Source organism: Rothia sp. 27098_8_161 (assembly GCF_041432905.1).
Lineage (GTDB): Bacteria > Actinomycetota > Actinomycetes > Actinomycetales > Micrococcaceae > Rothia.
In genome coordinates, this window is sequence record NZ_JAPWAL010000022.1 from 11,579 (window position 1) to 32,441 (window position 20,863).

General features: G+C 60.0%; 12 protein-coding genes and 1 pseudogene. 4 read left to right on the top strand and 9 right to left on the bottom strand.

What is annotated here, in order from left to right; genetic code table 11:
- Positions 1-85 precede the first annotated feature (85 nt).
- A complete protein-coding gene (locus O3648_RS07390) occupies positions 86-1,651 on the top strand; it encodes an MFS transporter (RefSeq protein WP_371569344.1) in 1,566 nt (521 codons plus the stop codon).
- A 254-nt stretch (positions 1,652-1,905) separates the two neighbouring features.
- A complete protein-coding gene (locus O3648_RS07395) occupies positions 1,906-3,237 on the top strand; it encodes a CoA-disulfide reductase (protein WP_371569347.1) in 1,332 nt (443 codons plus the stop codon).
- Between the two features lie 550 nt (positions 3,238-3,787).
- Here the strand turns inward: O3648_RS07395 and O3648_RS07400 are convergent.
- From O3648_RS07400 to O3648_RS07425, 6 genes are all read right to left on the bottom strand, one after another.
- Entirely contained in the window at positions 3,788-4,540 is a 753-nt protein-coding gene (locus tag O3648_RS07400) for an alcohol dehydrogenase catalytic domain-containing protein (protein ID WP_371569350.1), read from the bottom strand.
- Positions 4,541-4,823: 283 nt separating this feature from the next.
- Positions 4,824-5,678, bottom strand: a complete 855-nt coding sequence (locus O3648_RS07405) for an anchored repeat-type ABC transporter permease subunit (RefSeq protein ID WP_279755160.1) — start codon at positions 5,676-5,678, stop codon at positions 4,824-4,826.
- On the bottom strand, positions 5,675-6,556 hold the full coding sequence (locus O3648_RS07410; protein WP_279755159.1) for a metal ABC transporter ATP-binding protein: 882 nt from the start codon (positions 6,554-6,556) through the stop codon (positions 5,675-5,677). The genes O3648_RS07405 and O3648_RS07410 overlap by 4 nt, the downstream gene beginning before the upstream one ends.
- Positions 6,553-7,605: a TIGR03773 family transporter-associated surface protein gene (locus O3648_RS07415; protein WP_371569354.1), complete on the bottom strand. Its 1,053-nt coding sequence runs from the start codon at positions 7,603-7,605 to the stop codon at positions 6,553-6,555. The genes O3648_RS07410 and O3648_RS07415 overlap by 4 nt, the downstream gene beginning before the upstream one ends.
- Before the next feature lie 111 nt (positions 7,606-7,716).
- Positions 7,717-9,492 carry an anchored repeat ABC transporter, substrate-binding protein gene (locus O3648_RS07420; RefSeq protein WP_371569357.1) on the bottom strand — a complete coding sequence of 592 codons (1,776 nt, stop codon included), beginning with the start codon at positions 9,490-9,492 and terminating at the stop codon, positions 7,717-7,719.
- Positions 9,479-11,722, bottom strand: coding sequence for a TIGR03773 family transporter-associated surface protein (locus O3648_RS07425; RefSeq protein ID WP_371569360.1), 2,244 nt, complete (start codon positions 11,720-11,722; stop codon positions 9,479-9,481). Before O3648_RS07425 ends, O3648_RS07420 begins: the two co-directional genes overlap by 14 nt.
- A gap of 262 nt (positions 11,723-11,984) precedes the next feature.
- Between O3648_RS07425 and O3648_RS07430 the strand changes: the two genes are divergently transcribed.
- Positions 11,985-14,858, top strand: coding sequence for a choice-of-anchor M domain-containing protein (locus O3648_RS07430; RefSeq protein WP_371569362.1), 2,874 nt, complete (start codon positions 11,985-11,987; stop codon positions 14,856-14,858).
- Positions 14,859-15,150: 292 nt separating this feature from the next.
- A pseudogene (locus O3648_RS07435) lies at positions 15,151-15,618 on the top strand (DUF6318 family protein); the annotation flags it as partial.
- A 121-nt stretch (positions 15,619-15,739) separates the two neighbouring features.
- Here O3648_RS07435 and O3648_RS07440 read toward each other — a convergent pair.
- From O3648_RS07440 to metE, 3 genes are all read right to left on the bottom strand, one after another.
- On the bottom strand, positions 15,740-17,722 hold the full coding sequence (locus O3648_RS07440; protein ID WP_371569365.1) for a M13 family metallopeptidase: 1,983 nt from the start codon (positions 17,720-17,722) through the stop codon (positions 15,740-15,742).
- A 107-nt stretch (positions 17,723-17,829) separates the two neighbouring features.
- A complete protein-coding gene (locus tag O3648_RS07445) occupies positions 17,830-19,269 on the bottom strand; it encodes an MFS transporter (protein ID WP_279791285.1) in 1,440 nt (479 codons plus the stop codon).
- Between the two features lie 583 nt (positions 19,270-19,852).
- The coding region (gene metE, locus O3648_RS07450) for a 5-methyltetrahydropteroyltriglutamate--homocysteine S-methyltransferase (RefSeq protein ID WP_371569368.1) at positions 19,853-20,863 on the bottom strand (1,011 nt) is incomplete at its 5' end.

Genomic DNA, 20,863 nt, shown 5'->3' on the forward strand with positions numbered 1-20,863 from the left:
AAGACCTAGCCCAAAAGACAGGCCGAGCTGATGCCGCCGCGTCCGCCGCATCAGCCGACACCTTATAGACGCACGAAAACAACCCATGACGAATCACAATCCGCACACCGTGGCTCTGCCCATTCACGCCCCCGACCAGAAGACCAAGCGCTGGGCGGCACTCGGTGTGCTCATGCTCCCGGTGCTCCTGGTCTCCATCGACAACACAGTGCTTGCCTTCGCGGTGCCCGCAATCGCTAAGGCGCTGAGCCCCTCCTCCGCGGAGCAGCTGTGGATCGTTGACTCCTACTCCCTGGTGCTCTCCGCCCTGCTCGTGCCCATGGGCGCTATCGGTGACCGCATCGGTCGCCGCAAGCTGCTGCTCATCGGCTCGACCGGCTTCGCGGCAATCTCTGCGCTCGCGGCATTCGCGCCCTCCGCGCTGATGCTCGTGGTTGCCCGCGCCCTGCTTGGCATTTTTGGCGCCATGCTCATGCCGGCAACCCTGTCGATTATTCGCAATATCTTTGTGGATGCGACCGAGCGCCGCATCGCTATTGCCGTGTGGGCTTCGGGCTTCTCGGCGGGTGCGGCGCTGGGCCCGATTGTGGGTGGTTTCCTGCTGGAGCACTTCGACTGGGGTTCGGTGTTCCTGCTCGCTGTGCCGATTCTGATTCCTCTGCTGATTCTCGCCCCGATTATGGTTCCCGAGTCGAAGGACCCGAACCCCAGCCCGGTGGATCCGCTGAGCATCCTGCTGATTATGACCGGCATGACCGGCATTACCTTCGGTCTGACTCACACCTCCGAAACCGGGTTCGATGCGGTGGCTATCAGCACCATCCTTGCCGGCCTGTGCTTCATTGTCCTGTTCGTGCTGCGTCAGCTCAACCGCGAGAAGAACGATATTCAGCCCATGCTGGATGTGCGCCTCTTCCGCAACACCGTGTTCACCGGCGCGATTACCGCAAACCTCATCTCCATGATGGTGGACGTTGGCTTCATCTACTTCGCCTCCCAGCACCTGCAGTTGGTCTCCGGTCTGCCGCCCATGTACGCCGGTATGCTGCTGATTCCCGGTACCCTGGCGATCATTATCGCCGGTCTGGTGATTGCGCGCGTGGCGGTGCACTTCCACCCGGCGCAGGTGGTGTCTTTCGGTCTGGCGCTCCACGCTGCCGCGTTCGCGGTGCTCGCCTTCCTGGGTGCGCACAACGACTTGGTGATTATCCTGATCTTCATTGTGCTCGGTACCGGCATCGGTATTGCGCAGACCATTTCGAACGACCTGATGCTCTCCAGCGTGCCGCCGCGTAAGGCTGGTGCGGCATCCGCGATCTCGGAGACCTCCTACGAGACAGGTACGGTGCTCGGCACCGTCATCATTGGTGGCATGCTCACCGCCGTCTACCGCGCAAATGTGGTTGTACCCGACGGCCTGGATGAGACTCTCGCCGACCACGCCCACGAAACCCTCGGCGGTGCCGTGACGGTCGCAAGCCAGGTGGGTGGCGAGCAGGCGAACCAGCTGCTCTCCTCCGCATTCGCTGCCTTCGACTCCGGCGTGGTGCTGAGCTCCGCATTCAGCGCCGTGCTCATGGGTGTTATGGCCGTCATTAGCTACTTCATGATCCGCAAGGCACCGCGCGAAATGAAGCCCGCTGACCACTAATTCCGCGCACTAACTCTGCGCGCTAACCCAGCGAGAACACTAATTCGGAATACATGAGCCCCGCCTCCTGACGCTACCGCAGCATCGGGAGGCGGGGCTATTTTTACGCACCCACCTGCGCATTTAAAGGTTCAGCACAGGTGCCGGTGGTACGGTAAAAACAGCGGGCTTGCGCCCGAAAAAGACGTCCCGAAAAGACGCGCTGAAAAGACCGCGGAACCAGCGGCTCCACACACTCAAGGAGGAACGCCACCATGGGACTCAAAGACTGGATAGCACCCTTCATCACGCTACTGATTGGTGCCAGCACCATTTTCATCTCCTACAAGAACTACCAGGCGCAGGCGGCGGCAAAACCCTCCGAACTGGCGCGCTTAGAGTTGTGGAGCAAGCTACTGACCGAAGCTGGCATGGACATCAGCGCGCTACCCGACCCGGAGAGCCTCACCTCCGACCAGCGCGTCGTCCTCGAAAACTACCGGGTCTTCCTCAAACGTGCCTCCCTCGAATCGAAGCTGCGTAAAGTCGGCATCGACAGCAACCGCGTGTTCAGCCTGCTCATGAAGCGTGCGCACTCCTCCGTGAAGCCCACGCCCATCGCCATTGGGGACTCGGTACGCTACTACCGCCTGATTCTGCGCGGCCTGCTGTACATTTGGACGCCCCTCGCCGCGGTGTTCATTGGTGTGCCGATTATCGTGGTCACCATCGTCTACCTGATTGGCCTGTTCACGAACCACCGCGGCAATCTGCCTGACTTTGCGCTTTCTCCGCTCGCCGTGGTGCTCCTGATTGTTGGCGCGGTCGCTGTCGGTTCCCTCGTGTACCTGCAGAACCGCATTATCTCCGCCATTATCGCGAACAACGTGTACTTCTACTTCTGGGACATTTACGGCTCCAAGAAGGGTGCCCGCGATTCCAAGGACGCCTACAGCGAGCGCCTGGCGGCTAAAACCTACGCCGACCAGCTGTTCCTCGGCCAGCAGGAGTTCGCCCACCAGTTCCGGCAGAACATGTACATGGCGGGCATTCAGGAGATTGATGAGTACCCGCGCGTGCTCAGCGACGCTGGTATGTTGCCGCGTAACTATCGTGTTGTGGAAACCACCGAGGGGGAGGACCGCATCGACCGGACCGTGAACTGGGTGCGCTCCAAGATTGGTTTTGAACGCATAGAGACGCGCATTATTTACACCCTGGAACATAAGGACGCGCACAAGGATGCTCAGAAGGACTCCGCGCACGGTGTAGCTATTGAGCAGCCTGTGGACGTTCAGGACAAGGAAGCGCAGGGTAAGGGCGCGCAGAAGGCTTCGGAAGTACCTGCATCAGAAGTCCCCGTCTCGGAAGAATCTGCCCCGGAAGAACCCATCGTTGCAGAGGTTGCTGTTGACGCACCTGCCAATCATCCTGCTGGGTACCTAGCTGATGCACCCACCGAGCCTGTCACTGGAAGCGACACTGAATCTTCTGCCGTATCTGGGGCAGACGACCCTACGGAGGCGTTTAACCCTATCACACAGGATGCCGCTAGCAATGAGAAGAGCGACGACGATAAAGCCGCCAGCGAGAAGCCCAAAAACTAAATAGCCTACCCGGAACACGGAAAATCCCCAGAGCATAGAAAATCCGGGCATGAGAAAGGGTCGCAGCTTACGAATCGCCATTGAATCGTATGCGTGCGACCCTTTTCCTTTCCCTTCAAGGAGGAGCAGAATCGGAGGTACCGCCCGACCAAGAAGAGTCAAATGATGCGCCCCTACACCAGTAGAGGTTGCCTGGTAGAAGAACCCGCTATAGCGGGTCGTCAGAGCGCCCGACAGAGGGGGCATCACGCTCTAGGAACCGTCCCCAACCACCGCAAGCGGGGGGCGAACGGCTTGAGGGAACAGAAACCCCGAGCTGATGCATCTCTTATATCTTCAGAAAATCTTGTCTCTTTAGAAAATAACTACATCTCGGGGTAGGGGAGAACGATTCGCGCTCCGGGTGGGACCTACCCTCTCCCACCCGGAGGCGAACCGTGGGGATGTTCGCAGTGTAGTGAAGACATCCCACCGAAATCCCTCACAAAAGTTCGGGGTTTCAGTATGAGCGGTATATGAGCATACCGCAGTCTATGCCGCAACCTCGGGGTTACGGGAGATAACAACCTTCACCACGTCGTGCTCCGCAGCGTGGGTGAATAGGTCGTATGCTTCCTCGAACCGGTCGAAGGTGAAGTAGTGAGTCGCCCGCGTTGACCTTATCGGTTGCGCCCAGCTCCAGTGCCTTGTTCATGCGGTTCTCGTAGAAGTCGACGGTGATGACGGGGCCAGTACCGCAGAGGTTAGCGGTTATAATCGCGCCCAGACCCACGGGGCCTGCACCCACGACAGTGACGGTGTCGCCGGGCTTAGTGTTGCCATTCAGAATACCGATCTCGAAGCCGGTGGGTAGTGCGTCGGTGAGGAAGAGGACGTCCTCATCGGTTAGGCCCTCCGGAACCAGGTGAACCGAGGTCTCTGCGCAGGGAACACACACGTACTCTGCCTGGGTACCGTCAATCATGTAACCGAAAATCCAGCCGACACCACCAACGGTCTGGCAATGCGTAGGCTGGTTCGCCTTACAGTAGAAGCACTTACCGCAGCTGGTTACGGCGGGGATGATGATGCGGTCGCCGACCTTCAGGTTAGTCAACGCGGAGCCAACCTCGGTAATGGTACCGATAGCCTCATGGCCCAGGATACGTCCGTGATCAACCTTGGGGCAGTCACCCTTCAGGATGTGCAGGTCAGTACCGCAAATGGTGGTGCTGTCGACACGGGCGATAACGTCCGTGGGCTCAAGAATGGTGGGGTTTGGGACTTCTTCCAGGCACCCTTCTGACGGGACCTTGATACACATATGCCTTCATGGTGACTCCTTCTTTGAAGCTCTAAGGAGGGTGCAGTGACTGCTTTATCACTACATGTATCAACCCATAAGAAATATTTGATAGGTTGTACTTTCATTAAACCCGATGTGTTGAATTAAGCGCATTTATTACGCGGAGTGTATCTTATAGTTCTTTAAACATGAACATGATTCGCTTTGGGTGGTTAAGGCCTGTAAAAAACGCACGAGGCGCACCCCCCAAACAGGGATGCGCCTCGTCCGTTTAACTGAGAAAAATTGGGTTGAGTTGGGCTTAGCTCTTCAGCTGGGCACGCGCTCGCGAACGAACCGCCGTCACCGCCCACACCAGCACAAAAGCCGCCACCATCGATAGCACAATCGTGCCACCGGTCGGCAGGTTAAACGCCCACGACAGGTACAGGCCAACAACCGAGCAGATACCGCCAAACACCGGCGAGAACACCATCATCGACCCCAGTCGGCGGCACGCCAGACGCGCTGCCGACGCCGGAATCACCAGAAGTGCCAACACCAGCACATTACCGAGCGTCTGCAGACCCAGCACCACAGAAATGGTCACCAGAACGTACAGCACAATATCCAGGGCAAGCACCGGCAGGCCCATCGCGCGGGCACTCTCACGGTCCAGGCTGACCGTCACAATCTGGCGGTGGAACAGCCACAGCACCAGCAGAATAACGGCACCCATTATCGCAGCCTGGGTAATGTCCTCATTCGAAACACCCACAATCGAGCCGAACAAGAAATCCTGCACCGACCCCGAATAGCCCGGCGCCAACGAAATAATCACAATACCCAACGCAAAGGATGCCGCAAAGAAAATACCGATCACGGAATCCTCGCGCAGCCGCTGATTCTGGCTAAAAATAGCCACCAGAATAGCCGTCACCACGCCCGCAGTCAGACCGCCCACCATCAGGTTGCCGCCCAGCACGAATGCCACCGCAAGACCAGGGAACACCGAGTGCGCCACCGCATCGCCAATGAAGACCATGCCGCGCATCAGCACGTGGCAGCCGACCACACCGGTAACCACCGACGCCAGCAGCACCGCAGCCAGGGCGCGCGGAAGGAACGCCAGAGACGGATTGAATAGGTCTGCAAGAAAATCGATAGGAGTAATCAACGGGCACCCCCGGTAGAAGTAACAGTGTCAGCGGGGGAGAGGGAATGATCAGAAGCACAGGAATCAGGCAGCTCGTGGCCGTACTCATCTAACGCACCACCGGCACAGGTGAAGCCCGTGCGGGCGTGACCCTGCGCCTCCTCGATGTCGTGACCGTGCAACCACGTATGCAGCTGCTCCAAGCTAAAGGAGTCCGCCGGACCATCCAGGTGAATATTGCCGCGCACACCGCACAGGCGCGAGCAGGACTCACGTGCCGCCAGCATGTCGTGTGTAGACATCAGAATCGTGATGCCCTCACCCGCCAACTCACGGTACAGGCGAGTCAGAGTGGTCTGAGTCGGGGCATCCACGCCCGTAAACGGCTCATCCAGCAGCAGCAGGGAGGGGTTCGCCGCCAAAGCGCGCGCCAAAAGAACCCTCTGGCGCTGACCACCGGAAAGCTCCGCAATGGAAGCATCCTGCAGGTGCAGAACATCGGTGCGTTCCATCGCTGAAAAAACCTGAACCCAGTCCTTCTTCGCCGGGCGATGGAAGAACCCAATCTCACGCACGCGACCGGTCATCACCGTATCCTTGACGGTCAGCGGAAAATCCCACTGGAACTGGTGCTTCTGCGGCACATAACCGATATGCGCACGCGCCACACGTGGCGACTCACCCAGCACGCGAACCTGACCGGATGCCGGGCGGATCAGACCCAAAATAGTGCGTAGCAGTGTGGTCTTACCGGCACCATTAGCACCAATCAGGCCCGCAAACTCGCCGCGCTCCAGCGTCAGGGACAGATCCTTGAGGATGGAACGGCGTGCGTATCCGGCGTACAGGTTCGAAATCTCTAGGACGGGTTCAGTGCCAGCTGTTACCGACGCGCTCACGAACGGTCACCGCGCACTTCATCCAGTGCCTCACGCTGCGCGGAGGAGCGGCGACGGAACGCAAGGAAAGCGCTCACAGCAATGACAGCTGCCACGCCTGCGGCAATGACACCCCAGGGAATCGTGAACTCGGTACGGTAACCGCTCTGGTCGCTCGCTGCGGCGGCAGAAGAAGAACCGGACGCCTGAGAAGCAGAAGAAGCCGAACCCGAGGATGCAGAACCCGAGGAACCGTGCGCCTGCGCCTCCATAGCGTACAGGGCATCAGCGCTCGCAGAATCACCCACCGCAAACTTCAGGTAGCGGGTATCAGACACGGTGGAACCATCAGACAGCTCAGCGCTCGCGGTGACCTTCAGCAGGTACTCGCCCGGGGCGGTGAACACCCAGTTCGCGTGGGTGTGAGTGTTCTTCTCCACCCACAACTTCTGCGGCTCATTCTTGGTAGAGGACCACAGCACCTGCGGTGCCGAGAAGTTGCCGTTCTCCAGGTACAGGCTGAACGTGCCGGGGCCGCTCACCTGCTCCAGTGTCAGGTTCACGCCGCGGTTCAGCTTGGACACCAGCTGCGGATCCTGGGTGTTCCACCCCGGCCAAATCACGCCCTTAGCTTCGGTCTGCGGAATCACGTATACCTTAGAACCGGCAGGTGCACCCACGAAGGAGTAGCGTGGGTCGTTCGGCACCTCAAGAATCGCCTGGTCGCTACCGCGGTAGATGACTTCGTCCAGGCTGCGCCAGACGGGGGTTTCACCGTGATCGTCGTGGAGCATGAGCTCAAACTTGCCGTTGTTGAAACGAGGGCCCATATCCACGTGACCGGAGGAAATTTCGGTGCGACCGGATGCAACCGGCTGCTCCGCCGACAGGGTCTGGGTGAGGGCGCGCTCGCCGCGGCTGAGGTTGCTGTCGCTCGGCTGAGTCGAGGCGCTCTCTGCGGTTGCCGGGGTGGTCTCCGCGTGTGCCACGCCCAGGGGTGCGAGCATCAGGCTGGTGCCCAGAGCCAGGGCGGGCAGGCTACGAGAGAGGCGGGTGGTTGAGTTCATCATGAGGACTTCCTTAGATCATGACCGAACTTGGATCATGACCGAAACGGTGTGTGAAAGATTATCTATATACTGATACGGCTATATGAGCTTGTGGGGAGATTGAAAACCGGGTTACGATGTGCTCGCCTCCGAGCAACTAGCACCCGAAGAGCTATCTCCAGAATCGCCGCCGGAACTGTGCCCAGCGCCATTCCCCGAGCACAGCGCAATCGTGTGAGCATTCGCCAACATCATCTGTGCGTAGTGAGGAGCCTGCGCATCCAGAGTGTCCGAATAGAGCACCCCGGTACGCACCTGAGCCTCCCGAGCCAGCTCCGTCAGAACCGGTGAACGCATCGCCGTTGACTTATCCAGATAAATCGCTGGAACCTTCAAATCCTCGACCGTGCGACGCAAACGCTGACGCTGCTGAATACTCGGCTCGCCGCTGGCACTAGCACTCACAAAACCGGCAATATGCAACCCGTAGGTGCTCGCCAGGTAGCGGTAACCGTCGTGCGTGGTGACCAGATTGCGTGCCGACTCCGGAAGGGCTCCATACACCTGACGCAGCTGAGCGTCCAGGGCATCAAGCTCCTTCATCACCTGCTCGGTGCGGGTCGCATACTCGCTCGAACCCGCCGGATCGGCGGAGATGAGCGCGTCACGAATGACCTGCACGCTCGCCTTCGCGTTCGGTACTGAATGCCAAATGTGCGGGTCGATTTCGCCGTGCACGTGCTTACCCAGAACAGCCTGCGCCAGCAGGTACACCTGACCGCGATGCTCCGAAGCACCCGAACGCAGAAAACGGTAGCTACCGCCCGCGGGCACCTCCTGCAGAGTGCGGGAGGGGACCGCGACTACGGTGCGGTTCAGCTCGTGCTCTACGGCACCCTGGGAGGAATCCGCCCGAAGCACGAGCCTGCCGTCGCCGGTGCGTGCGGTAATATCGGCGTGACCTGCCGAAAGAACCTTGATGTCCGAAGCGGAAACGTTCTGTTCCTTCGCTAGGCGGTCCACCAGCTGTTGCGGGTCACGACCGACCACGCAGTACAGGGTGCCGCGCGAAGAACGCACCGACTCCGGCGCATTGACCGCGGTGGCACTCAGTTCAATCGCGTACTCGCCGGCATCACTAAATGCCCACGACAGGTGCGTATGCGCCTGCAAAGGAAGCTCCAGCGAACCCATATCGCCGGTACGGATCGCTGTGTCCCCTTCACGGGTGAGGTTCACGCCGCGCGCATGCGAATCGCACAGCATCTCCACCGCACCGAAGGTCTGCGTAATGAACGCCGCCAACTGCGCATTCGAGGAATCCGTGGAGGTTCGCGCCCGTACGCTCTGCACCTCAAAGCGCATGCCTGCATCCGAAGAGTCGGTGGGGGCAGACTCGTTCTGCCCGCCCTCTTCAACACGCAACCCCAGCCAGATAGAGTCTAGGGAGGCATCTTCAACAATGGCTTCCAGCTTGCCGCCGTACTGCTCAATCTTCTCCGCCACCGCCACGGACACGACCCCGGCGGGCAGGTTCGCCTCAACCATTTTGCTGAGCTTACGCTGCTCCAGCAGAAGACCGTTCGTCAGAGCACAGCGGGCATAGGCGACATCGCGAATATCGCGCAGGCTCGGCTCGTACGAGTGCGGGTCAGCACCGGCAGGCACCAGAGAGTGCACGCTGGCGCGCTCCCCGGCAATCTGCTGCGCCAAATCCGCCAGAATCGGGGTCGTGGCGACCACGCGCATCCGGTCGGAGGACGCATTCACGGTGCCTGCGCATCCGCTCAGTGCGAAGGCGCCAGCCCCCACTCCCGCACCCACCGCGATACGGGAGGCGAGGGTGAGGGCGGTACGCCGACTATATGCTTGCGCGCGGTTGCCGGTATGTCTGCTATGCGGTGTCACCGCTGCGGCCCTTTCGGCGTGCCGAACGCAGAATCATGGCACCGAGTGCCAGTGCCAGAATGGAGGTGCTGACCATGAACGGGTCGATGACCACACCGGTGTTCGGCAGCTTACCTGCCGCGGCTGCCTTCTGAGCGTTCGCGAGTTCCTGACTGGTCAGGGCGCAATCCTCACCGGAGGCGGTCTTACCGACGATGCGTACCTTGGATCCGTCGGGCTTGGTGACGATGCCGGTGGCTTCGTCTATGGTGCCGTTGACGGGGTTCTTAGCGGTGCTCTTCTCGCTGCCGTTCTGCGCACCCTGCGCGTTGTTGCTTGCCGGGGCGTTATCGGGGTTGCCAACGGTGAAGTGCAGAACCGATTCGCTGCTGACCTGCTGGCCGTTTTTCAGGCGTGCCGTCCAGCCGATAGTCACGGTGTAGCGACCCTCAGCGGTGAACACCCAGTTGCTGTGTTGGTGGGTGTTTGCGGGCACCTGGAAGGAGCCGCCGCTACGCGAATCGAAGACCTTCTGACCGGCGGAACCGAAGTTACCGGAGAGGAAAGTGGACATGGTGCCGGGGCCCTCAAAACCGTTGAGGCTCATGGTGACGGGGCCGTCGAGCTGCTTGAGCAGTTCGGGGTCCTGGGTGCTCCAGCCGAGCCAGGGCACGCCCTGCTGCTGGGTTGCACCAATCATGTGCACGGGGGTGCCCGCCGGGGCGATATTCTCCATGCCTGCGGGCAGGTTGATCTTCGCGGCGTCATTGAGTACAAACTCGAGGGCGCCGGGGGAGACGTGGCGGGCGGGGCTGGTGCGGTCGTCCTTCACGCTGCTGGTGAGGTTGCCGCCGTTGAGGACCGGGCCCACGTCAAAGTGGCCGTGGGTGACTTCTTCACGGCCGCTATGTTCGGCGGAGTTGACCACGGCGATGGTGGGGATGCTGGTCGGCGCCTGGGCTGCCTGGTTGCTCTGCTTGTTGTCCTTCTGAGCGTCCTTGGAGTCCTTGGCATCTTCGGCGGGAACCTCGGTGGCGATGCACTGCTGGTTCAGGCTACCGGGCAGACCGGAGGACAGCACACCGCTACCGGTGCTGGGTGCGCTGATGTTCCGGGCGTTGGAGCCCTTCACGCTGGAGCCCTTCACACCGTGGGAGTTGCCGTCCTTGCTTTCGCCCTTGTCGGAGCCGTTATTGGTGTTGTCGGTGCCTCTGATAGCGGTAACACCGGATCCACCCTGGGATGCCTGCTCACCATTTGCCTCTGCCTTCGCACCGTTCGGGTCGGTCATCTGTGCGGCGTTCTGACCGTTCACGGATGCATCCACGCGGCGAATACCGGTGGACGTGCTCGCCTCAGCACTTGCGGAGGTGGAAGTAGATGTGCTATCGGCGCTCTCGGTAGCGGTGGCGCTCGCCTCGGGGGTAGTGGTTGCTTCGCTCGTGCTCTCCTTTGCCGCTTCCTTCGCGGCATTCTGTGCGTTCAGGAGCTTGAAGCCGTCCTCAGCGTTGGTGCCCACAGCGATGGTGTAGGTCGCCTCAGAGCTGACCGGGGTGCCGTCAGCAAGGGTTGCGGTGGCGCGGAAGGTCAGCTGGTAGATGCCCGCGCGGGTGAATGCCCAGCTGAGGTGCTCGTGACCGCCAGAGGTGATGGTGTGCGGTGCCAGCTGGTCGTTGGTGCTGAAGACGCGCGGGTTGTCGCGGCCGGATTCGGTGAAGACTTCGGCGCGGCCGCCTTCGGGTACGCTGCTGCGCACGAGTTCAAGGTTGATGGTGTTGTTCTTGAGCGTGCCGGGGCGGATTCCTTCCGCACCGAGGCCGGGGTAGAGCAGGCCGCGGGTGCGGGTGGAGGGAATATAGAAGATGTCGGTGCCTTCGGGGGCAATGTAGTCGTAGCCTGCTACGACGTTGGTGTGTGCGTCCTCGACGTCGGGCAGGTGGAAGACGGTGCGGGCGGGGTTGAATCGTCCCTGCTTGCCGGGGCCGGTGTCTGCGAGGGTGCCGAGGGTGAACTGGTTGCCGTCGAGGAATGCGTTGAGCATTTCGGTGTGTACGCCCGCGATGACGTAGTCACCTTCGTAGTTGACGTAGGTGCGCGACTCGGTACCTGTCTGGGTACCGACTTGGTTTTCCTGTGCCTGTGCGGCGGTGAAGGTGCCGACCTGGGGGAGGGCGAGGGGTGCCCCGAGTGCGAGGGTGCATCCGAGGGTGGTTGCGCTGAGTAGGCTCAGGGGTTTGGTGCGTCCTTGCATGGTAGCTCCTTGGATGACTGCTCGTTGGCTGGCGTGCTGCCCGATACTTTCGGGGTTTGCCCGGTGCTGGGGCTTTTCGGGTTTCTACCGCGTTGGTAGGCGCGTGCGTGCCGGTTTCTCTTTGTGGATGTACGTGGTGTGCGTTTCTGGGCGAGCCTCTGCACACATGTGTTTCTGAGAATCACTATACTCAGTTAGTTTCCAAATGACAATTATTTGCAAAAGGGTTACCCTAAGAAATAGAAAAATGAGAAAGGTTGTCATGAACTCTCAGAAGCAGACCCAACGACGGATCACCATACACACCCCCGCACTCTTCATCCCCGGCGGTAAGCCCGCCCTCCGCCGCGCAGCCGCATTCCTCTCCGCCGCAGCACTGCTCGCGCTCGCTGGCGCAGCCCCCTCCCTGCCCGCCGCCGCAGGCCCCGATGACGGCAAAATCGTCACCACCAAGGGTCACGTCGACGCCCCCAAGGCATACTGGGACGAGCAGAACGGCACCTTCGTCCTCATGAACGAGGCGAACCCCTACAAGACCGGCGCAGACACCTACGAACTGGACAAAACCGTCAACTGGGTCGGCAAGGGCTACAGTGGCCGCGACGGCAAGTCGCAGTACACCATGACCCTGGGCGAATCTCCCTCCCTGGCGTTCCTCGGCGAACCCGGCCAGACCCTCTACATGGCACCGCACCTGACCTCCGGTAACCAGGACCCCATCTGGGCTGGCCTGGGTGCATCCACGAAGGTGCCTACTGAGCGTTTCCGTGACGGCGTGTTTGTCACCGACATCCTCTCCGTTGAGGGTCCAGGCCGTATGGAGCTCTTCCGCTACAACCCGGACGACGCGCCCGCCGACATCTACCGCATGCTCTCCAGTAGCTCCACCGGCTGGCACTCCTGGCTGCTCGACAAGGGTAGCCATACCCACAACACCACGACCTTCACCCGCCCCGGCCGCTACGTGGTCACCTACCGCACCGTGGCGCGCTCCACTGACGGTCGCATCATCAGCTCCAAACCGTCGAAGCTGGTCTGGCAGGTTGGTGGCATGCAGCCGGTCCTCGGTGACGGTACCCCCACCGCCGTGCCCACCGTCGACCGCTACAATGCGGCACCCGTCGGTGACCTGGACGCCGCGAAGTATGTACTCTCCGTGGCACCGCACCGTCTGGATGCTGATCCGGCAAAGAACAAGGATGCTGACGATAAGCTCAGCGACATTACCTTCACCGCTGCGAACAAGAACCTCAAGGGCACCCTGACCCTGTACAACAACGGCTACTTCCTGACCGACCTGCCGGTCGTGAACGGTACCGCCACCTGGTCTGAAATGCTCGGTAGCGAAGGTTCCCAGCTGCAGGCGGTCTTCACCCCCGACACCTCCGACGAGAACAGCGCGGAGGCGTCCCGCTGGATCTCGCATAAGCTCGCCTATGAGCCCGGCCGCGCCGAGAGCGTCTATAGCGACGACGGTAACGGCTCCTGGCCCGAAGAAATCCCGGACGAAGCGAATACCGTGCTCAGCACCGGGCAGTACACGCCGACCAGCATGGACTACGACGTAACCGTCACCCCGAACGGCAACGGCTTCAGCACCGTTGAGGTCCGCTTCAAAGACCCGAAGGTGCGCGGCTTCCTGCGTGGCGGCTTCTACGCCCAGGATGACCCGGTCTACCCCTACCTCGATTTGGAAGGCTCGGTCGAGGACGGCGTGGCGCGCTTTACCTTCCGTGACGAGTCCTTCTACAAGGGCACCGCTCTGCGCGTGAAGATGCTGACCCACCCGGATATGAATGCTTCTGCCTCCACCACTGAGGTTGCGGCGAACTACGAGCCGGGCACCAAGTACACCGCACACGGTGCTTTGGCTCCCGATAGCGCACCCATTAACGATGCGCCGAAGCCTGCTCCGGTGGATCCGTCGCCGAGCGCTGAGCCTACCGCCGCGCCCTCTGCTGAGCCTTCTGCTAAGCCGAGTGAGGCTCCGACCGCTGAGCCCAGCAACGTACCGTCGGTATCCCCCAGCGAGGTTCCGACTGTGCCGGCAGTGCCGACCGCCTCCGCAGAACCGAGTGCACCTGCTCCGGCACCCTCTGCTGAGCCGTCCACCCCCGGAACCCCCGGCAACCAGTGCGTACCCGGCAAGATTGACGGCCGCACCAAGATCTCGCACGGCCACCTGGACATCCAGGCGACCCTGAAGGACCGCCAGCTGTCCGTGGGTCTGCGTGACGACAGCGGCATCATTGACGCTGACTCGACCGTGCGCCCGCTCGATTCGGTCGTGTGGACCGTGAGCGAGAACGCCCGCCGTGTACGCACCGAACGTATGGCTGACGAGAAGCTGAACTTTATGGGCCCGGTCGGCACCGCCTTCTACGGCCTGCCGCAGACCCAGCAGAGCGGCCTGCCCTGGCCCGGCTACAACACGCAGGACATCGACTACTCGCAGCTGCGCGGCCCCGTGCGCCTGCACGTGGTTCCGAAGGTCATGCCTGAGGGTGCACGCTTCGGCATGTTCACCGAGTCGCTGAACGGTGCGGATGTGCTGCTGGATTCGACGACCGGCAAGACCACGATCGACATTGATTACGCGACGCACGCGCACGCGAACTGGGTGTTCTCCGAGCCTGGCCAGTACATGTTTGACGTGCACTATTCTGCGACCCTGGCTGATGGTACTGAGGTAAACAGCCCGGTGCAGCAGCTTGCGGTTGCTGTGGGTAAGAAGGCGTCGGATGCGTGCTCGTTTGAGACTGCCGTGCCGAAGGACCCGAACGCTGCGTCGGACGACTTTAGCGGTGTGCGCCGTGTGGATTCGGCAACCCCGGGCGGTACCGCTGGTGCCAACCAGCCCGGCTCCACACAGTCTGGTGCTGCGCAGGCTGGTCAGTCCGGTCAGGCTGGTGCTTCCGGTGCTGCCGGTGACGTGAACGCGAAGGGTTCGACTGATGGTTCTGCTGGCGGCTCCTTGGGTCAGCCCGGTGTGTCTGCTGCGTCGGGTGGCGTTAGCTCCCAGCAGGGCGGCCTTGCCCGCACTGGTTTCGGTGCGGTGTCTGTGGCTGTGGGTGGCGTACTGGTGCTTGGTGCCGGCACTGTGATGGTGCTGCGTTCCCACCGCCGCGCTTCCTAGTGCTTGCCGCGTGAGGACACGCTGATACGGTGATGCCCCCGTGGCTGAGAGAGTGAACTCTCGGCCTCGGGGCTTTCTCTATACGGTGCTACATCTGAATTAACACTATTTAGATGAGGCATCAAGGATGCACTGCTGGTGCTCTGGGGTCTGTCGGTACTCCCTGGCTTCGGGGAGCCAATCTCGTACGTGCGGGTGTAGCAGATGACCTTGATGAGAGCATCCATGTCCTTGTAATCGCCGAACTCTACGAAAAGCTCGGGGATGTACTTGGGCGGCCAAGCCCGCCGTCGCTAATGAGAACAGTGTGGAGGGCCTGTATCAGTCCATTGTGTTCTTCGGCGCAGCCTTGGAATACTACATGCGCACCGGTAAGACCGAACCCCTGCGTGAATATACAATCGACAAGTCCGAGCTGAAGAACCTGGTTGAGCCGGAAAGCGGCACCGTCGGTGAGAAGCTGATCAAGGGTGAAGCCTGGATGCACGACGCGTCCGTTGTCATCACCATGCTCACCCCGCAGCCCGAGCGTGAGGGCGACACCTACAACTGGAATATTCGCCTGACCATGGATCCCGGCGAGTTTATTGCAAGCAAGGACCGCGTGCAGGAAGCTCCCTCTGAAGCGGAACGTAAGGACGAGGTGGAGTGCACCATGCACGGCGTGTACGAGAACGGTGCGTGGAAGCTGACCGGTATGCGTGCTTATTCCTCTTCCTCTTCCTCGGCTTCTGCTTCGTCCTCGTCTTCTGACTCCTAAAGTTCAGTAGTCTAGAAACGTGTAGTTTCTACAACAGAAAGGCGCCCGCCCCGTGGCTCGAAAACCACGAGGCGGGCGCCTCACTTATATGCTCAATAAAGCATATACCCTTATCGAGGTGCTACCAGATACGCACGCGCTCCTTTGGAGCCAGGTACAGTGCATCGCTCTCAGAGACGCCAAACGCCTCATAGAACTCATCAATATTGCGCACCACACCGTTCACACGGAACTCATCCGGCGAATGCGGATCCACCGAAATCATCACCTCAGCATGCTGCGGGCGGGACTTCGTGCACCAGCCGCGAGCATTCGAGAAGAAGAAACGCTGAATACCGGTCATACCGTCAATCACCGGCGCGTCAGCCAGCGACTCAATGCCCTGCTTCTTCAAAGCCAGACGGTACGCCTTCAACGCAATCGACATGCCAGCCAGGTCGCCAATGTTCTCGCCCAGAGTCAGCTCACCGTTCACGTGGAACTTCGGGTCCAGACCCACCGGAACGTACGCGTTGTACTGCTCCACCAGCGCGGAGGTGCGCTCCTTGAACTTCGCGTAATCCTCCTCAGTCCACCAGCTCTCCAGCTTGCCGTCACCGTCATAGCGGGAACCCTGATCGTCAAAACCGTGACCAATCTCGTGGCCAATAATCATGCCGATATTGCCGTAGTTCGCCGCGTCGTCAGCATCCGGGTTGAAGTACGGCGGCTGCAGAATCGCTGCCGGGAACACAATCTCATTCGCCGGCGGCATGTAGTACGCGTTCACAGTCTGCGGAGTCATCAGCCACTCCGACTTATCCACCGGCTGACCCTTACGGGCAATCAGCCAGTCAGCATCAAACGCACCGGTACGGCGCAGGTTCTCAAACAGGTCACCGGGCACCAGCTCCAGTGCGGAGAAGTCACGCCACTTATCGGGGTAACCGATCTTGGTGACGAATTTCGACAGCTTCTCCAACGCCTTCTGACGGGTTGCCTCAGTCATCCAGTCCAGCGACTCAATAGATTCGCGGTACGCCTCCAGGAGGTTGCCGACCAGAACCAGCATCTTCTCCTTATGCGAAGGCGGGAAGTGTACAGCCACGTACTCCTGGCCAATCTCCTCACCCAGAGCCTTCTCGACAGCGCCCACGCCGCGCTTCCAGCGCTCACGAATCTGCTGGGTACCGGAGAGGGTCTTGCCGTAGAAGTTGAAGCTCTCCTGAACCAGTTCGTCGTACATGAACGGCGCACGTGAACGCAGAACGGTCCACACAGCCCACAGCTTCCAGCTCATCAGCGGGATGGAGGTGAACAGCTTAGCCGCACCCTCAAAGAAGGACGGCTGAGCCACAATAACCTGACCCAGGGTCTCCGGGTCGGCACCGAGCGCCAGTAGCCACTGGGAGAACGGGAAGCCGGGGAACTTCTCGTCCAGCTCGTTCGCCTGGTACGGGTTGTAGGTCGCCTCCGCGTCACGGTTCTCCACGACGTTCCAGTGCAGACGAGCCAGCTCAGACTCGTGAGTGAACACCAGCTGAGCCGCCTGCTCCGGGGTCAGGCCGAAGCCCTCAGCCAGACCGGTCAGCTCAAACATGCGAGCAATATGCTCAACATACGCCGCGCACGCCTGCTCATGCTTCTCTTCACGGTAGTAGGATTCATCCGGCAGACCCAGACCCGACTGGTACAGGAAGAACGTGTAATTCTTCGGGTCCTTCGGGTCGTTGCTGGTGTACCAGGCGAACAGCTGCGGCAGGCCCGCACGAGACAGCAGTGCCAGGGTTACAGCCAGGTGGGAGGGGGTTGCCGAGTTCAGAATCGGGGCGATTTCCTTCAGCAGAGGTTCCAGGCCGTCCGCCTCAATCTTCTCAACGTCCATGAAGGAGTTGTAGAGTGCGCCAATACGGGACTCCGGCTGCTCCTTCGCGATCTTCTCCACCAGCTCACGCACGTGCTTCTCTGCGTTATCGCGGAGGGTGTACAGGCCGCCGTCCTTGGGGCGGTCCGCCGGGATTTCGTGGGTTGCCAGCCACTTACCGTTGACGTGGCGGAAGAAATCGTCGCCCGGCTTGACGGTTTCATCCACCCATTCTTTAGTGATTCCAGAGTTAGTAGTCATGGTTCCATTCTAGGTTCTTAACGTAAGAAGCCACACGATTACCGACAAGCCACCATATGGTGACTCACCAGCAAAGGTGTGGCTTCCCTACACGAAAGATCGGGCAATTATGCCCGAGCTGCCAGCTTCTCTGCACGCTCAGCCATCAGACGCTTCTCAGCACCATTAACCAGCCAGAGGAACAAAACCGCCAGACCCGAGCACACAATCATGAAGACGAACGCGGTGCTCCAACCCCAATGGTCAACAATAATGCCGATACCAGCAGAAGCCAGGGTTGCACCCAGCGCGTAACCGAACAGACCGGTGAAGCCCGCAGCGGTACCCGCAACATGCGAGGGGGACAGGTCAATAGCCTGCAGACCAATCAGCATGACCGGGCCGTAAATCAGGCCACCAATCAGAGCTAACGCAACGTAGGCAATCCACAGCGGCGCATCCGAAGAGGGCAACCAGTACAGCAGAATCGCACCGACAGTTGCAATCAGGAAGAGGATACCCGCGGGGGAGCGGCGACCCTTGAACATGCGGTCAGAAACGTAACCGCACAGGACGGTGCCGCCAATACCGGCAAGTTCCAGAATTGAGAAGCCCGCAATACCGCCCTCAAGGGAAGCGTGACGCACATCGTGCAGGTACTTCGGTGCCCACACCAGCACGCCGTAACGCAGAGTGTAGACAAACACGTTTGCCAGAGCCAGGTACACCATAGTCGAGTTAGTCAGCACGTGCTTACGGATGGTGGTCCAAGTGGACTCTGCGCGATCCTCAGCGGTGGACTCAACCTTGTGCGGGTCGTTGCGGTACACGTCAACGGTGGGCAGGCCCTCCGCCTCGGGGTTATCACGAATAAGCAGCCACGCGACGAACGCCAGAACGAAGCTGATAACAGCAGGGAACCAGAAAGCAACTTCCCAGGTCTTGCCGAACAGGGAGAAGCCCCACGCAACCAGCAGACCGGACAGTGCACCACCAACGTTGTGGGCGGTGTTCCACCAGGACACCTTCGTACCGCGCTCGCTGGTGGAGAACCAGTTCACGAGCACACGGCCGGAGGGCGGCCAACCCATGCCCTGGAAGATGCCGTTGAAGACCATAATGGTCGCCATGATGGAGGCAATAGCCGCACCGTAGCCCGCTGCACCCGCGCCTTCACCCATGTAACCGGTCATTGCCAGCAGAATGTTTGCAACACCCGAAAGCACCAGACCAATCGGCAAGAACAGACGCGCATTAGAGCGGTCAGAAATCATTGCGGTGAAGAACTTGCTGAAGCCGTAAGCCAGCAGCAGCGCCGTGGACAGTGCACCGATTGCAGCGTTGCTGAAGCCAAGCTCCTTGGTCAGGATCGGGGTGACCAGCGGGACGTTGTTACGAATCAGGTAGAAGGTCGCATAACCGATGAAAATGCCCATGAAGACCTGCAGGCGCATGCGCGGGTACTTTGCAGAAACTTCAGCTTCGCTGAGTTGAGGCTTGGGCGCCGGAATGGCAAGCCAGTGGGGTACGGAACCCTTCTTCTTCTTTGATGAAGCGGTAGTAGTCATGTTTGGCATTCTAGAGGCGGGGTCTTATAAAAATACTAATCTATTGGGCATATTTTCACTGAATTGTTCACGGAGGTGAACAAATATTCAGAGTGACTATTCTATAAATACTGTTCTAGCCTTGAAATTCCAGGGATGTCTAGAAAATGTGTGATGCACATCTGTCTACTGGGCAACAGTGCCGCATATGGCGTAATGAATATAAATACTTTTCCTGTTGAGTAAATGCATATTTTGGTCAGACCACAACTAAATTTAGAGTAATTTATACCCTAAGTTCAAAAAGAAAACCACTTGAACACGACTAAGACCAGCCCACAGCCAACACCACACCAAACCTGCACCCAAAAACCGTACAGAAAACCAGCGCATCCAACAAACGTAGCCAATAAGCACAGGAAAACCCGCCCGTACGGTGCAGAAGAATCCGTGCGGGCGGGCCCGTTATCTATCCCCAAAAGCTCGGCATACAGTCGGTACGCATACCGGCACGAAGCCGAACAGCCGCCACCTGCCGCAAGTCACCGCGAGCAAACCATCATCCGGTCAACCCACGGCAGGCAGCGGAACCAATAGGCGACTCCTAGAGGGATTCGCGAATAGCCTTCGTAGCAGCTACCAGGTGATGCAAAGACTGCTTGGTCTCCTCGTAATCACGAGTCTTCAAACCACAGTCAGGGTTCACCCACAGGTCAGCAATGGTACCGTAACCAATCGCAGCCTTCAGCAGAGACTCAATCTCATCCTGCGAAGGAACACGCGGGGAGTGGATGTCCCACACGCCCGGGCCCAAACCGGAAACGAAGCTCTCCGGAATGTCAGCCAGCAACTCCATGTGCGAACGAGCCGCCTCAATGCTGGTCACGTCAGCATTCAGAGCATTAATCGAGTCGATAATCTCGTTGAACTCCGAGTAGCACAGATGAGTGTGAATCTGAGTGGAATCCTTCACGCCACTGGTCGCCAGACGGAAGGAATTCACCGACCAATCCAGGTACTGCGGCTGCTCATCGCGGCGCAAGGGTAGCAACTCACGCAGAGCCGGCTCATCCACCTGAATGATGCGGATGCCCGCCTGCTCCAGGTCAGCAATCTCATCGGCAAGAGCCAGAGCCACCTGGTTAGCGGTCTCGCGACGCGGCTGGTCGTCACGCACGAAGGACCACGCCAGGATCGTCACCGGGCCGGTGAGCATACCCTTGACCGGCTTCTCAGTCAGCGACTGTGCGTGGGAGCTCCACGGAACGGTGAACGCCTCACCGCGCAGGCCATCACCGTGACGCTTCACGTCACCAAACAGAATCGAGGGACGAGTGCAACGCGAACCATAGGACTGAACCCAGCCGTGGCGGGTGGTTGCGAAACCATCGAAATTCTCAGCGAAGTACTGAACCATGTCGTTACGCTCAGCCTCACCGTGAACCAGCACGTCCAGGTCCAGATCCTCCTGCAGTGCGATGACCGAAGCAATCTCGTCACGCAGGAAGCCGTTCAGCTCCTCAGCGGAAATCTTGCCCGCACGAGCCTCCGCACGGTGGCGGCGAATCTCAGCGGTCTGCGGGAAAGAACCAATAGTGGTGGTCGGCAGCTTCGG

Bases quoted from the DNA above. Each gene is read 5' to 3' on its own strand.
- O3648_RS07415 (WP_371569354.1), bottom strand. From the start codon at position 7,605: ATGATGAACTCAACCACCCGCCTCTCTCGTAGCCTGCCCGCCCTGGCT.
- O3648_RS07400 (WP_371569350.1), bottom strand. From the start codon at position 4,540: ATGTGTATCAAGGTCCCGTCAGAAGGGTGCCTGGAAGAAGTCCCAAAC.
- O3648_RS07390 (WP_371569344.1), top strand. From the start codon at position 86: ATGACGAATCACAATCCGCACACCGTGGCTCTGCCCATTCACGCCCCC.
- O3648_RS07395 (WP_371569347.1), top strand. From the start codon at position 1,906: ATGGGACTCAAAGACTGGATAGCACCCTTCATCACGCTACTGATTGGT.
- O3648_RS07440 (WP_371569365.1), bottom strand. From the start codon at position 17,722: ATGACTACTAACTCTGGAATCACTAAAGAATGGGTGGATGAAACCGTC.
- O3648_RS07445 (WP_279791285.1), bottom strand. From the start codon at position 19,269: ATGACTACTACCGCTTCATCAAAGAAGAAGAAGGGTTCCGTACCCCAC.
- O3648_RS07425 (WP_371569360.1), bottom strand. From the start codon at position 11,722: ATGCAAGGACGCACCAAACCCCTGAGCCTACTCAGCGCAACCACCCTC.
- O3648_RS07430 (WP_371569362.1), top strand. From the start codon at position 11,985: ATGAACTCTCAGAAGCAGACCCAACGACGGATCACCATACACACCCCC.